Raw genomic sequence first — 15,245 nt, 5'->3', positions numbered from 1 at the left:
TTAGGAAAAGGAGTGAAGTCATGGGAAAATATATATTACGCCGATTTATACGCTCAATACTAACCTTACTTCTTGTAGTTTTTATCGTCTTCTCTCTTCTTAGGATGATGCCAATTGAGGGCTATTTCCCAAATTACGAAAAATTATCGAAGGAGCAAATTGAATCAGGGCTAAAGAATATGGGGCTACTTGATCCTCTACCAGTACAATTTTTTCATTATGTGAAAGGTGCCTTTCATGGAGATTTTGGCCATTCGCGAACCTATATGGCAAATGTTTTAGTAACCGATATCTTAAAACAAAAAATACCTATTTCAATGAAATTTGGATTAAGCTCCTTATTTTTAGCACTTCTAATATCCATTCCACTTAGTATGAAGATGGCTTCTCATAAGGGAAAGTGGATTGACCGACTTGGAACGCTATTTCTAGTTATATTACAGGCGGTGCCTTCTGCTATTTACATATTGTTAATACAGGCAATTGGGACGGAAAAACTTCATATTAAGATGCTTTATCATGCAAATGATATAACAACGTGGATTCTTCCGGTCATCTCTATGTCCCTTGGAAATATAGCATTTTATACAACATGGCTTAGAAGGTATCTCATAGAGGAAGAAAATAAAGGATATGTTATCTTAGCAAAGGTGAAAGGTGTTTCTTCTGATCGAATCCTTAAAAAGCATATGCTAAAGAATGCGATTGTACCAATGATTCAGTATCTACCAAACTCCATCTTTAATACAATGATAGGCTCAATCTATGTAGAGTCGTTATATAGTATTCCAGGAATGGGAGGGTTGCTTGTTCAGGTGATTCAAAGACAAGATAATACGATGGTACAGGCAATTGTCATTTTATTTGCAGTAACAGGAATCTTAGGGGTTCTGTTAGGAGATATCCTACTTTGTCTTATTGACCCTAGAGTGAAATTAACTTCAAGGGGAGGTGCTTAGATGACGTGGCGAGAACAAAAAACGAAAGAGTGGGCAAATGCATCAGAGTTAGACTCCTTTCGTTTTGCGAATCGAATCATAGAAGAAAATAAGATTAGGGATATAGAAGAAGATTCATATTGGAAGACCACATGGAAAACCTTTGCAAAAAATCGCTTTGCAATGTTTTTCTTGTTTGTCCTTTTGTTATTAATTGTTTTTATAACAATACAGCCTTACTTACCAAAGCAAAAGGATCCGAATCTAATCTATAACAGTAGGAAAACAGGGCAGCAAATTAGAAATCAAGCACCGAATAAGGACTTCTGGTTTGGTACAAATTCGATAGGGCAGGACTTATGGAGCAGAACATGGGCAGGTACTAGAACTTCTTTGTTTTTAGGAATTACCGTATCCTTCTTGGAGGCTTTCATCGGAACTATAGTTGGATTACTATGGGGTTATGTTAGAAAGCTTGATGCATTCTTTACAGAAATCTATAATCTGCTTGATAATATTCCTTCTACAATTGTACTAATCTTAATTTCCTATATATTAAGACCAGGAATACCGACTTTAATACTTGCACTTTGTGCAACTGGGTGGATTCAAATGGCAAGATTTATTAGAAATCAGATGCTATTAATTAGGGATAAGGAATTTAATATAGCATCTCGAATGCTTGGAACTAGTACATCAAGAATCCTTCGAAAGAACTGCATGCCATATCTGATTTCCGTTATTCTGATGAGAGTATCACTATCTATTCCGTCTGTGATAGGAAGTGAAGTATTCATAACATATCTTGGCTTAGGGCTACCATTAAATATTCCAAGCCTTGGTAATCTAATTCAAGCAGGAAGAGCGAAACTGATGATGCCAGGGCTTAGGTATCAGCTTTTATTTCCAACTTTGATTGTTTCTATTATTACAGTTTCCTTTTATCTGATTGGAAATGCTTTTGCGGATGCTGCAGACCCGAAAAATCACAGATAATAGCGTGAAAAATCAAGATTTCTCACACAGAAGTTCCTGCGTAATCCTCGGCACAAACTTCCAGCCTACTACTAAGCTGGCATGTATTCAAGGTGAAAGAAACCTTAGATTTCTTAAATTAAATATTTCTTTTACATGCCTACTGAATGGGTATGGTTTTATGTGTAAAAAATCAAGGTTTTTCACACTATTGCAACAGAAGAGGGGTTAGTATGGTAGAAAGCATTATATCAATAGAAAGTTTAACTGTGGATTTTATTGTTAGAAAATCAGTACTTCATGTGCTTCGTGGTGTAAGTCTAGAAGTAGTGAAAGGAGAGAATTTAGTTATTGTAGGGGAATCTGGCTGTGGAAAATCAGTATTATTAAAGTCTATTCTTGGACTATTAGAACCAAATGCAAAGATTGTGTCAGGGAGAATTTTGTATCGGGCAAAAAATTTAGCAGCTTATCATTTGGAACGAGATTTTAGGAATATTAGAGGGCAGGAGATAGCGATGATATTACAAGATCCTATGACTAGCCTAAATCCTTTGTTCACAATAGGAGATCAGATTGAGGAAGCAATTTCAATCCACCAATCACTAAGTAGAGCGAAGCGAAAAGAGGAAGTAATCAAACTTCTTACTGAAGTTGGAATTCGTGATCCTGAAAGAGCAAGAAATTATTACCCACATGAGTGCTCTGGAGGTATGAGGCAAAGAGTTGTAATAGCGATTGCGCTTGCATGTAAACCAAAGATATTATTGTGTGATGAACCAACGACTGCCCTAGATGTTACGATACAAGAACAAGTACTTAATTTATTGATGGAATTACAGCGTAAATACCAATTGACGGTTGTCTATATTACGCACGATTTTGGAGTAGTTGCAAAGGTCGCTGACCGTGTTGCTATCATGTATGCAGGAGAAATTATCGAAGTTGGAACAAGTGAGGACATCTTTCGTGATGCAAGACACCCCTATACTTGGTCGTTGTTGTCATCTCAACCTGCTCTTTATCAACCGGGGCAGGAGCTAGTCTATCTAAGTGGAACATTACCAAATCCGGGGGAAAAAATAATAGGTGATGTATTTGCACCAAGAAATCCTTATGCTTTAGTTCGGGATTTTACCTGTGCTCCTCCTTACTATAAAGTTAGTGACACACATCAGGTAAAATCTTGGCTAATGGATAAGAGAGCACCGAAGGTAGAGCTACCTAGAATTCTAAAAGAGTATTATCATATGGGAAATTCAAAGGAAATTAGGAACACATATGATTAGAAGCAAGTGAGGCTAGACTATTATTAGATGTGTTTGCATTTAGTTGTAATCTTATGTATTTGGACTTTGCTGAAACCTATGTATTAAAAATATAATATTCCTAAGTAAGTAGACTTAGCTGGAGGATCTATCTTGGAATTATTAAGTTTAAATTCAGTATCAATTGGATATGGGGGAAATCATGGGAAAAGCGGAGAAAATCTGGCTGTAAAGAAAGCAAGCTTTTCGATTCAAAAAGGAGAAATCTTTGGTCTTATGGGAGAGTCTGGTTCAGGAAAGACTACGATAGGAAGAGCAATCATGCGAATGATTGATACAGTAGAAGGAGACATAACTTATAAAGGTATGAAAATTAATCATAAACTATCTACAGATACAAGAAGAACGCTATGTCATGAAATGCAAATGATTTTTCAAGATCCAATGGCATCCCTAAATGAGCGAGCGAAAGTTTCAGATATTATTGGAGAAGGGCTTTTTGCTACGAATCAAGCATTATCGAATTCGGAGAGGGAAAGCCTGATTGATAAAATAATGCTTGAGGTTGGCTTACGGCCTGAATATAAAAATCGATATCCAACAGAATTTTCTGGAGGACAACGGCAGCGAATTGGTATTGCGAGGGCACTTATTATGGAACCGCAATTTATTGTGGCAGATGAACCTATTTCAGCCTTAGATGTTTCAGTGCGGGCACAGATATTAAATCTTATGAAGAGACTTCAAGAAACTCGCGGGCTAACTTACCTTTTTATTTCACATGATATGTCAGTAATGCGATATTTTACAGATCGAATCGCAGTTCTTTATCATGGAAGGATTGTTGAGATAGCGCCGACGAATCGGCTTTTTACAACTCCTTATCATACTTATACCAAGATGTTGATTTCCTCTATTCCAAAACCTGATCCGTTAAGAAGAGTAATTATGGAGAGAAGAGGAGAACTAAATGATAACCAAAGTGAGATGAAACCAAGTTCTCGGAATATAAATTTTGATGTAATTTCAAATAAATACAAGGGAAGAGAAGTTGATATTATATCAGGTAAACACAGCGAGAGTAAATTTGTTAATGTTTTAAGTAAAGACGAGTGGAAAGAATTTAATATTATTTCTAGTAAATATAAGGAAAGGGACGCTCAAAGAATGGTTGAACGAGCACCAGGTCACTATGTGCTAGAAGCATATTGAAACTAAAGGGGGTATGTATGAAAGCAAATGGGGTATGTGTGACTTCTTGACGGACTCTTTGTTCTAGCATATAATGAGATGGATTATACATACTGCTTTCCTATAAGAGAAAGAATGAGATTTATCTGTTTGGATATAATCATGAATATATCAACAAAGGAATGGGATGAAGAACAATGGATCAAAATAAGAATCTGGATGTGATAATACCGCTGTATAGACCGGACAAGAAGTTTGATAAGCTATTAATCCAGTTATTAAAACAAACCATAAAGCCTAAGAATATATGGCTTCTTAATACAGAGGTATTACCAGATTACGCAACAGAGGTAATCAAAAAAAGAGTTGATAAATTGGTCTCTCGTACAAAAATCGCAGGAAGTGAATCTGTGGACATTCATTTAATTTCCATTGAGCAATCAGAATTTGACCATGGTGGTACAAGAGCATATGGTGCTAGTCTTTCAAATTCTGAATATATGGTATTTATGACACAGGATGCGATTCCAAATAATGAATACCTATTAGAAAATCTAATAGAACCATTCAAGATGGAGGAAGTCGCTGTTACTTATGGAAGACAGGAAGCAGCGCAGAATGCTAAGTTAGTTGAAAAATATACAAGAATATTTAATTATCCATCTACAGATCAGATAAAGTCAAAAGAGGATTTGGATCGTCTTGGAATTAAGACTTACTTCTGTTCTAATGTATGTGCAGCATACCGTAAGTCGGTTTATGAGGATTTAGGAGGATTTGTTGCAAGAACAATGTTTAATGAAGATATGATATATGCAGCAGGAGTAATTAAGGCTGGGTATAAGGTTTATTATGCAAGTAAAGCAACTGTAACTCATAGTCATCATTACACATGGATGCAACAACTCCGAAGAAATTTTGATTTGGGCGTTTCTCAAGAGGAGTATCAGTCGATATTTAAAAATATCTCTTCTGAAAAGGAAGGCACAAAGCTAGTAAAGCAAACAATTAGTTATTTAATGGATCAAAAAGAATATATAGAATTGATTGATTTTGTTCTAGAAAGTGGATTTAAATACTTGGGTTATCTTCTTGGGAAGCAACATCGATTATTACCACAGCCATTCAAAGTATGGCTTAGTATGAATAAGTCATATTGGAATTAATTTGATTGCAGGCAATGAAAGGCATGGGTATTAATATGAGCAGGGTAGATATCATTATGAGCACCTATAATGGTGAAAAATACTTAAGGGAGCAAATAGATTCTATATTAACATGCAATCATCAAAATATTGTATTACATGTTTTTGATGATGGGTCTTCCGATGAAACCATTCAGATATTAAAGGAATATAAACATCGCTATGAGAACAATTTGCACTTTTATAAAAATCATCGTAACTTAGGTGTTACGAAGAACTTTCTAAACGGAATTAAAACGGTAATGGAGAATTTTGAAGAAGCAAAATACTTTATGTGCTGTGACCAGGATGATGTATGGCATGCTGATAAGGTAAGTAAAACATTAAAGCGTATGGAACAGATGGAAAAACGTTATGGTGTTGACCAACCATTGCTTGTGTTTACCGACACTGTAATTGTGGATGAAAATCTGAATGAGATATCGGAATCTTTTTTTAAGACGCAACATTTTAATTTAAATAAGATTGATCTAGCGCATCTATTAATGGAAAATAAGTGCATTGGATGTACGATTATGATTAATCGAGCATTTGAGTATTATCTTTCCCAGACTCCAAATGCTGCTAGGTATCATGATTGGTGGATGGCGTTAATTGCAGCAGCGTTTGGGCATATTAGTTATTTACCAAAAGCTACGCTTGACTATAGACAACATTCCGCCAATGTAGTTGGAAGTATAAATTTTCCCTCTTACGTTCGCAAACGAATGTCGTCAATCAAAGATCAAAAGCTAACGCTAGCTAAAAATCGTGATCAAGCGGAAGAATTTTTACATTTTTTCCATGAGGACTTGCAAAGACATCAAAAATCCATCGTGGAAGAGTATCTAAAGATGTTTCAATCAAACTTTATTAAAAGACGCTATATAGCAATTAATCGAGGATATCTAAAGAGTGGTATCGTTAGAAATTGCGGATTAATGTTGATATTATAATTAAATATGTTAACAAAAAACAAAACCTGTAAGTTATGTGTGGATAACTTACAGGTTTTTAAAATAGTGCGCCCAGCGGGCGCACGTTAATTTGGTTTAGGTTATGATTTCATTATGACAAGTAGTTCACGTAGCGTACTTTTATCTTTGATTACTCAATGATAGTACCAGTCTTATGAGACAACCCTTCGAGTGCTTTCTCAAGATTAGTAATAATTGCACGACGACCATTGCCAGCACCTACGAACTCAACGCTTGCTTCGATTTTTGGAAGCATTGCACCTTCTTCAAAATAACCTTCTTCCATATACTTTGTAGCATCGGATACTGAAAGTGTATCGAGTGGTGTTGCATTTTCTTTTCCATAATTTAATTCTACTTTGTCCACATCAGTTAAGAAAAGTAAGGTAGAGGCATTTAATAGATTTGCTAACATTCCAGCAACTAAATCTTTTTCAATAATAGCGCTAGCACCCTTTAGTACCGGGCCTTGTTCTAATACTGGAATTCCACCGCCGCCACCAGCGATAACGATTTGATTTGCATCGACAAGTGCTTTAATTGCATCAATTTCATATATATCCATTGGCTTTGGAGAAGCAATAATACGACGGTATCCCTTGTCCTGTTTTAACACGTAGTTACCCTTCTTTTCTTCTTTCGCGGCCTCAGCTTCTGTCATAAATCTACCGATAATTTTTGATGGTTGAGAGAATGCTTTATCGAATGGGTCTACTTTTACCTGTGTAATAATTGTAGAAACAGGCTTATAAATTCCACGTAAGAGTAACTCCGTACGTATCATACTTTGTAAATCATATCCGATATATCCTTGGCTCATTGCACCGCAAACGGACATAGGAGCTACTGTATATTTCGAATCAAGACGACTAAATTCTGTCATGGCGGTATGCACCATACCAATCTGAGGACCATTGCTGAATGTAACAACTACCTGATATCCCGCATCAACAAGATCAGCAACTGCACAAGCAGCTTTTTTCACATTTGCACGTTGTTCTGGGAAGGTTTCACCAAATGCACTTCGACCAAGTGCTACAACAATAACATTCTGACTCATTGCATTACCTCTTTTCTTTCAAGTAATATTATCATATCATTTTTCATAAAAAAAAGGAAGAGTTTTGTATTTGAAATACAGCTTGAAACAACGTTTTAACTTTGATATGATAGTTAAAGAAAGGGTTGTAATTCTGTCAAATGAAGAATGCGTGATAAGATATTTTATAGAAGATTGTAATAAATATGGTTATGAGAATGGTAACTTTGGACAGAATACTACATAATCTAATTATCTTTATTATTGGAACTAAATAACGTTCTAATAAACAGTTTTACGGTGCTAAACGCACTTTTTATCAGAAGTTATACTATAGTAACAAAGGAGAACAATATGTTAGAGGATGATTATATCTATTTTACCATGGATAAAACGAAGCATATCGCATTAGTTGCACATGATGGTAAGAAAAAAGAAATTGTAGAATGGGCAGAAAAGCATAAGGAAGTATTAAAGCAACATTTTCTTTGCGGAACTGGTACCACAGCTAAATTAATAGCCGAGAAGACTGGACTTCCGGTACGTGCTTTTAATAGCGGCCCTCTTGGTGGTGATCAGCAGATTGGTGCACGTATTGTAGAAGGTAATATTGATTTTATTATATTTTTATGGGATCCACTAGAGTCTCAACCACATGATCCTGATGTGAAAGCGTTACTTCGTATTGCAGTTGTTTATGATATTCCAATTGCAAATAACCTTGCGACAGCAGACTTCCTCTTAGCAAGCAGATTTATGGAAGAGACGTATGATCGAAGGGTTGCAAACTTTAATAAAGTAATGAAACAGCGTATTGATGAGTTTTCTAAATAAGAATGATAAAGGGGCTTATGCAAAATAATTGCAAAAGCCCCTTTATACCTTCCTGGCATTACAGCATTACAACGCGCTTTAGATCTTATTTATCTCTATTTCATTCTTTTTATTCTGCTTTTTAAAGCGATAATAATCCCTGAAATAATCGTAATTAATAAAAACAAGTAAGCCAGTGGAATAAGTGCAAATGGTTCAACAAGCGTCCCATCCTCTAATACTTTAGAGCCAATGATATTAAATAATATAGGACATGCCACCGTTGCCAATAATGATGTAAAGAATATTCCTTTCATAAAAGATATCTTTCTATCCTTCTTCCATTTATGCGCGATATTTTTCATTGCTTCCACTTCTTCCTTATCGGTTTTAAACGTCATACTTTCAAATTCAATTCGATTTTTACTTAATTCCTCTTTACACGATTCACAATGTTCCACATGTTCTTCTACAAATTTACGGCTTTCTTGACTACATACATTATCTATATATAAGGGGATTAAGTCCCTTACGATATCACATGATTTATTCATAACATTTTCTCCTTTAATTTTAATTTTGCACGATAATATGTGACACGTGCCCAGCTTTCTGATTTATCAAATAGGTCTCCTATCTGAAGGAATGATAATTCTCCAAAAACTCTTAGTGTAAATACTTCCTTGTATGGTTCTTCCATGCCATGTAATAACTTATGCATTTCGTAGGCTGTTTCCTTGTTGATATAATCTTTTTCAAAATCTGCTTCTATCGGTTGTATCAAAACAGAAACATCTTGCTGCTTTTTCGCCTTATCATAATAAGTTAAAAAAGTATTTTTCGCTATCTGGCATAGCCAGACTCTTAGTTTACAGTCCCCACGAAAGGAGTCTATACTTTTCATTGCCTTAAAAAAAGTTTCTTGCGTTATCTCCTCTGCAACATTAGCATCCCTGCATAAGGAATATATATATTTAAAGACAACATGGAAGTAATCGGAATATATTTTGTCAAATTCAGACACTTTATCACCTCACTCTCTTAATTAAGACTGGTAGGAATCAAATTCGTTACAAACTTTTTATTTAAATCACAAATTATTATTTCAAATATTTAATGTCACAAGATTGTGATAACATCTAACTAATGATAATTAATTTAATATTTATAATAATTCTTTACTCTATTATTTGTATTAATAAATTTAAGATACTAAATCTACATTATACGATATAGCGAATTACTTTTAGGGGCTTTTGCAATATAGCTGATGTAATAAATTAACTATCGAGCAAGGGCTCTTTTTTTCGTATAACTTTTTTTATGATATGTATAAATAATCGATATACAGTGGGAAAATATAAATCAAATAATTTATTGACACGAAAGGTATTATTGTATACAATGGAACAAATTATTTGAAGTATAGGAGAGAGCGCAATGGAGAATCGTAAAGTATACATGAATTATCATAATAATTTATTGTCTCTTGAGGAGCATATTTATGAATTAGTAGATGTAGTGCAACCTAATGTTTTCCGCAATTTATTTCCTTATGATGAGATACCAAAGATCGCATTTAATGATCGTATCGTACCTCATAATATGCCGGAGAGCATCTGGATTACTGATACAACTTTCCGTGATGGTCAGCAATCAAGGGCTCCATATACTACGGAACAAATTGTTACGATATTTGATTATCTACATAGACTAGGTGGACCAAATGGTATCATCCGAGCGAGTGAATTCTTCCTATATAGTAAGAAAGATAGAGATGCTGTTTACAAATGTATGGAACGTGGCTATGAATTTCCTGAGGTTACTTCTTGGATTCGTGCGAGCAAGCAAGATTTTGAATTAGTAAAAGATCTTGGAATCAAGGAAACTGGAATCTTAGTTAGCTGTTCTGATTATCACATCTTCTATAAGATGAAGATGACTAGAAGTCAGGCAATGGAGCATTACTTAAGTATAGTTAGAGAGTGTTTGGAAACAGGAGTTGCTCCAAGATGCCATTTGGAGGATATCACTCGATCGGATATCCATGGGTTTGTCATTCCTTTCTGTTTTGAATTGATGAAACTCGGTATCGAATATGGTATTCCAGTAAAAATTCGTGCATGTGATACCATGGGTTATGGAGTAAACTTCGCAGGTGCAGTAATACCAAGAAGTGTACAGGGAATCATCTATTGCTTACTTACTCATGCAGGCGTTCCATCGGAACAATTAGAGTGGCATGGACACAATGATTTTTATAAAGCTGTTACGAATTCAACGACTGCATGGTTGTATGGAGCGAGTGGAGTAAACTGCTCACTCTTTGGTATTGGTGAGAGAACAGGTAATACTCCATTAGAAGCTATGGTATTTGAGTATGCACAGCTAAGGGGGAGCTTAGATGGTATGGATACCACCGTGATAACCGAGCTTGCAGAGTACTTTAAGAAAGAGATTGGTTATAAGATTCCTCATAGAACTCCGTTTGTAGGGAAGAATTTTAATGTGACCCGTGCGGGTATTCATGCAGACGGCCTCTTGAAAAATGAAGAGATATATAATATATTTGATACAGAAAAGTTTTTAAACCGTCCGGTCTTGGTTTCTGTTTCCAACACTTCTGGTTTAGCAGGAATTGCACATTGGATGAATACCTACTATAAATTAAAAGGGGAATCCATGCTAGACAAGACGAATCCTTTGGTGAACAAGATTAAGTTGTTAGTAGATAAGGAGTATGAAGAGGGACGTATCACTGTTATGACTGACGCAGAGTTAATCGAGATGATTAATACGTACAAGTCAGAGTATAATGTAGATTTACCAAACATAAATGTAACATTGGATTAATTTTATTGTAACAGATTAAAGTGTAAACTCGGAAAGACGATAGGAGGATATAAAAATGACTATGGAATCGATAGCAGCTGCAAAAGAAGCATTCGGAAAGCTCCTTGAGGAGCAATTAAAGCGTGTTGAGGTAATGAAGGCACAAGGAGATTTTCTTAATTATCAAGCACTCGATAAAATAATTATCGGTGTATGTGGTGGAGATGGAATTGGCCCAGCGATTACCAGCCAGGCACAAAGAATTCTGGAATACCTACTAAAAGACGATATCTTACAGGGTAAGGTTGAGTTCAAAGTAATTGATGGATTAACGATTGAGCGAAGAGCAGCTGAGCATGCTGCAATACCAGCAGAGGTACTTAAAGAATTAAAGGAATGTCATGTAATTTTAAAAGGGCCAACAACAACACCAAGAAAAGGCGATCCATGGCCAAATGTTGAAAGTGCTAATGTAGCGATGCGTAAGGAATTAGATTTATTCGCTAACGTTAGACCGGTTAGAATTCCAGAACAAGGAATTGATTGGACTTTCTATCGTGAGAATACAGAGGGTGCTTATGCGGTTGGTAGTAAGGGCATCCATGTTACCGAGGACTTAGGAGTGGACTTTACCGTAGTAACAAGTGGGGGATCAGAACGTATTATAAGAGCTGCTTTTGAATATGCAAAAGCAAATGGTAAAACTAGAGTAACAGCGGTAACAAAGGCAAATATCATTAAAACTACAGATGGAAAGTTCTTAGATATCTTCCGTGAAATCGCAAAGGATTATAAAGATATCACAGCGGATGACTGGTATATTGATATTATGACTGCGAAACTTATAGATGAGAAGAGAAGAAAAGATTTTCAAGTTATGGTTCTTCCAAACCTTTATGGTGATATTATTACAGATGAAGCAGCAGAGTTCCAGGGAGGAGTTGGTACTGCTGGAAGTGCTAATATCGGAAAACGTTATTCGATGTTTGAAGCAATTCATGGTTCTGCACCTAGAATGGTACAGGAGGGCAGAGACCAGTACGCCGATCCTTGTAGCGTAATTCGTGCTGGTGCGATGTTACTTGCACATATCGGATATGGTAAAGAAGCAGATAAACTTTATCAAGCACTTGATATCTGTACAGTTACCGAGAAAAAATTAGTGATAACTGGACGTAACACCGGAGCAACTGGAGCAGAATTCGCTGATTATATTATGGAGACAATTGAAGCAATGTAACATAGGATAAATGACAATCTCGTTGTTGTACAAATAAAGAACAACGGGGTTGTCATACTTGCGTTAATACTATATGTTAAGTGTGACGTGCACAGGAGGAGTTTTTCGTGGATAGCAAGGAACTACAACATGAGATTACGGACAAATATTCACTAAGAGGTAGAGTATTTAACCGTATCAGAGAGGATATTTTATCGGGGAAATATGCTCAACATGAGGAATTAAAAGAAAATACAATAGGAAATGAATTGGGAGTTAGTAGAACTCCGGTTAGAGAAGCTTTAAGACAGCTAGAGTTAGAAGGTTTGGTCAATATCATTCCAAACAAAGGGGCTTATGTTACTGGAATCACAGAAAAAGACATTCAGGATATTTACGTAATCAGGTCTTATTTGGAGGGGTTATGTGCCAGATGGGCATGCGAGAATATTACGGAAGAACAACTTCAAGAGTTAGAAGAAGTGGTTTATCTGGCAGAATTTCATATAAAGAAGCAGCATCATGAGCAGGTTTTGGAATTAGATAATAAATTTCATGAGTTAATTTATGAGGCTTCAAACAGTAAAATACTAAAACATGTACTCTCTGATTTTCATCATTATGTTCAACGCATTCGTAAAATTAGCTTGTCAGAAAATGAGCGTGCAGAAAAGTCAATTGAAGAGCATACTGCTATCTTCGAAGCAATTCGTCAAAGAGATGGTATGCAAGCGGAAACACTTGCACATGAACATATCATTCGTACTATTGATAATATTAGTAAGCAAGGACTCTAGAATAGAGTAAATGAAATTTTGTTTCTGAGATATTCTAAACGAATTTCTTAAAATGCCTCTATGATATAAAAGATAGGATATATGCTTGAAAGACTTGTTCTTTTACATGATCCTATTTTTTTGTCTGAAATTAGAAACAGTATTTCTTAATAATCTTAAAAAATAGTACTAATTTACTAAAATATATTAATTAATTATTAGATATAGCCGATATTAAATTGTAAATTCTGAGAGGTAAGCGAAAGGAAAAAAAAATGAAAACAAAGTTTAATTTTACAAAGAGGCTACTTACGATTGTATTTACGCCATGCTTACTCATTTGTATAGTACTTTGTCTTACAAGTACATTTACTATGGTGAACAATATGAGGAATGAAATGCAGTTAACCTTGCAAGCAGTAGTAAATGGTGCACAAATTACACTAGAACATGTGAATGATGATGAATTAACAGTGATTGATGGCGAGCTGTATAAAGGATCAGTTCCAGTAGCTAAGCTTCAAAATATCGTGGACAACTATAAGCAGAAAAATGGTGTTGACGTTACCTTCTTTTTAGGTGATGTGAGGATACTTACAAGCATTCCGAATGCTGTTGGCACGAAGGCAGATGAAAAGGTATCGAATACCGTTTTAAGGGGGGAAGATTATTCCTCCAATAATGTCTCTGTAAATGGCCTGTCTTATTCTGGTCACTATGTTCCTCTGAAACAAGGGGATAATGTAATTGGTATGATATTTGCAGGGAAATCAAATGATACGATTGTGAAAGAGCTCGCACGCGCTACAAGTGTCACAATTGTTACAGGTCTTGTCATGATTGTGATTACGATTGTAATCTGCTCGTTATTTGCAAGAAGAATGGTAAATTCATTAAAAAAGGCGAACCGGGTTGTCAGTATGATTACGGAAGGGCAGCTAAATATATCAGAGAAAGACGGAACAACAAAAAGAACTGATGAAATCGGGGAAATATGCAATAATGCATATCACCTGTCTCTTGTTTTAAAAAATATCCTCATGACAGTAAAGGAAACCTCTGTGCAGTTAAATGATATGTCGGTATATCTAAAACAATCTGCAGAGGTAACAAATACGAATGTACAAGACATCAGTAAAGCAGTAGAAGACATTGCAAGCGGTGCAAATGATCAGGCAGAAAATACTCAGAATGCAACAAATCTGGTCACAGAAATGGCGAATGGTATCTTACAGATTAGAGAAGGCGTTCAAGAACTGATTGCACTGGCTAACACGATGAATGCTTCAAAAGATGTCGTAGTGAATAATATGGGAAAATTAAGTACCGCAGCTGATAAGGTGAATAAGGAAGTGGACCGTGCCAGTGAGCAGGTAACTGTCACAAATCAATCAGTGGAAGAAATTCAGAATGCAATTCATGTGATAAGAGATATTGCAGAACAAACCAATCTATTATCCTTAAATGCTTCTATTGAAGCAGCACGTGCAGGAGAAGCGGGAAGAGGCTTTGCGGTTGTAGCGGATCAAGTTGGCAGCCTTGCGAAACAGTCAGCGGATTCGTCAAACGAAATTGATCGCGTCTTACTTACATTATTAGATAATTATAATCAGATTGTAAAAGCAATGAGTTCCATTACAGGTGCAATGAAGATACAAAGTGGAAGTATTAAGGAAACGGAAGAAGAGTTTGAAGTGCTAAAGGAAGGGATTGAATCTACAATCCATAGCATTTCAACGATTGGAAAAGAAACAGAGATTCTTGATAAAGAACGGGAAGAAATCATGGATACGATACAGAATCTTTCCGCAATCTCAGAAGAAAATGCAGCATCAACAGAAGAAACTATGGCTTCTATTGAAGAACTCAATGCAACTATTTCTGAAATTGCCAATGGAGCAAAAAAATTAAACGATCATTCTAATCAGTTAAAAAAAGAAATCAATATATTTCAAATATAATTCCGTTCCTAGGAGATGAATATTACTTATAGATAAGGATCTAAGATAAAACAAACATCTAATTAATGAGGG

The 15,245-nt window shown here is 35.6% G+C and carries 15 protein-coding genes; 12 read left to right on the top strand and 3 right to left on the bottom strand.

Annotated features, from left to right (window positions below):
* Positions 1-20 precede the first annotated feature (20 nt).
* From CPHY_RS16105 to CPHY_RS16080, 6 genes are all read left to right on the top strand, one after another.
* Positions 21-959: an ABC transporter permease gene (locus tag CPHY_RS16105; RefSeq protein ID WP_012201114.1), complete on the top strand. Its 939-nt coding sequence runs from the start codon at positions 21-23 to the stop codon at positions 957-959.
* Positions 960-1,934, top strand: a complete 975-nt coding sequence (locus tag CPHY_RS16100) for an ABC transporter permease (protein WP_012201113.1) — start codon at positions 960-962, stop codon at positions 1,932-1,934.
* A 212-nt stretch (positions 1,935-2,146) separates the two neighbouring features.
* Entirely contained in the window at positions 2,147-3,202 is a 1,056-nt protein-coding gene (locus CPHY_RS16095) for an ABC transporter ATP-binding protein (protein ID WP_012201112.1), read from the top strand.
* A gap of 132 nt (positions 3,203-3,334) precedes the next feature.
* Positions 3,335-4,393: an ATP-binding cassette domain-containing protein gene (locus CPHY_RS16090; protein WP_012201111.1), complete on the top strand. Its 1,059-nt coding sequence runs from the start codon at positions 3,335-3,337 to the stop codon at positions 4,391-4,393.
* 176 nt (positions 4,394-4,569) lie between these two features.
* The gene (locus tag CPHY_RS16085) at positions 4,570-5,538 is read left to right on the top strand and encodes a glycosyltransferase family 2 protein (RefSeq protein ID WP_012201110.1); all 969 of its coding nucleotides are present in this window, start codon (positions 4,570-4,572) and stop codon (positions 5,536-5,538) included.
* Between the two features lie 23 nt (positions 5,539-5,561).
* Positions 5,562-6,512 carry a glycosyltransferase family 2 protein gene (locus CPHY_RS16080; protein ID WP_049762403.1) on the top strand — a complete coding sequence of 317 codons (951 nt, stop codon included), beginning with the start codon at positions 5,562-5,564 and terminating at the stop codon, positions 6,510-6,512.
* Positions 6,513-6,663: 151 nt separating this feature from the next.
* Here the strand turns inward: CPHY_RS16080 and arcC are convergent, their stop codons facing one another.
* Entirely contained in the window at positions 6,664-7,593 is a 930-nt protein-coding gene (gene arcC, locus CPHY_RS16075; RefSeq protein ID WP_012201108.1) for a carbamate kinase, read from the bottom strand.
* 70 nt (positions 7,594-7,663) lie between these two features.
* On the opposite strand from arcC, the gene CPHY_RS21855 reads away from it, so the two are divergent.
* On the top strand, positions 7,664-7,819 hold the full coding sequence (locus CPHY_RS21855; protein ID WP_157668744.1) for a hypothetical protein: 156 nt from the start codon (positions 7,664-7,666) through the stop codon (positions 7,817-7,819).
* Positions 7,820-7,926: 107 nt separating this feature from the next.
* Entirely contained in the window at positions 7,927-8,406 is a 480-nt protein-coding gene (locus CPHY_RS16070) for a methylglyoxal synthase (RefSeq protein ID WP_012201107.1), read from the top strand.
* A 95-nt stretch (positions 8,407-8,501) separates the two neighbouring features.
* Here the strand turns inward: CPHY_RS16070 and CPHY_RS16065 are convergent, their stop codons facing one another.
* The gene (locus CPHY_RS16065) at positions 8,502-8,939 is read right to left on the bottom strand and encodes a DUF3955 domain-containing protein (RefSeq protein ID WP_012201106.1); all 438 of its coding nucleotides are present in this window, start codon (positions 8,937-8,939) and stop codon (positions 8,502-8,504) included.
* On the bottom strand, positions 8,936-9,409 hold the full coding sequence (locus CPHY_RS16060; protein ID WP_012201105.1) for an RNA polymerase sigma factor: 474 nt from the start codon (positions 9,407-9,409) through the stop codon (positions 8,936-8,938). The genes CPHY_RS16065 and CPHY_RS16060 overlap by 4 nt, the downstream gene beginning before the upstream one ends.
* A 416-nt stretch (positions 9,410-9,825) precedes the next feature.
* Here CPHY_RS16060 and CPHY_RS16055 point away from each other — a divergent pair, with 416 nt between their 5' ends.
* The 4 genes from CPHY_RS16055 (at position 9,826) to CPHY_RS16040 (ending at position 15,173) form a co-directional block, all read left to right on the top strand.
* Positions 9,826-11,238 (top strand): beta/alpha barrel domain-containing protein, encoded by a 1,413-nt coding sequence (locus CPHY_RS16055; RefSeq protein ID WP_012201104.1) that lies wholly within the window; start codon positions 9,826-9,828, stop codon positions 11,236-11,238.
* 55 nt (positions 11,239-11,293) lie between these two features.
* Positions 11,294-12,457 (top strand): isocitrate/isopropylmalate family dehydrogenase, encoded by a 1,164-nt coding sequence (locus CPHY_RS16050; RefSeq protein ID WP_012201103.1) that lies wholly within the window; start codon positions 11,294-11,296, stop codon positions 12,455-12,457.
* A gap of 107 nt (positions 12,458-12,564) precedes the next feature.
* Positions 12,565-13,233, top strand: a complete 669-nt coding sequence (locus CPHY_RS16045) for a GntR family transcriptional regulator (RefSeq protein WP_012201102.1) — start codon at positions 12,565-12,567, stop codon at positions 13,231-13,233.
* Positions 13,234-13,610: 377 nt separating this feature from the next.
* On the top strand, positions 13,611-15,173 hold the full coding sequence (locus CPHY_RS16040; protein WP_041703736.1) for a methyl-accepting chemotaxis protein: 1,563 nt from the start codon (positions 13,611-13,613) through the stop codon (positions 15,171-15,173).
* Positions 15,174-15,245: the final 72 nt, after the last annotated feature.

Source organism: Lachnoclostridium phytofermentans ISDg (assembly GCF_000018685.1).
Classification (GTDB): domain Bacteria; phylum Bacillota; class Clostridia; order Lachnospirales; family Lachnospiraceae; genus Lachnoclostridium; species Lachnoclostridium phytofermentans.
This window is presented reverse-complemented; position numbering and strand designations above follow the sequence as displayed.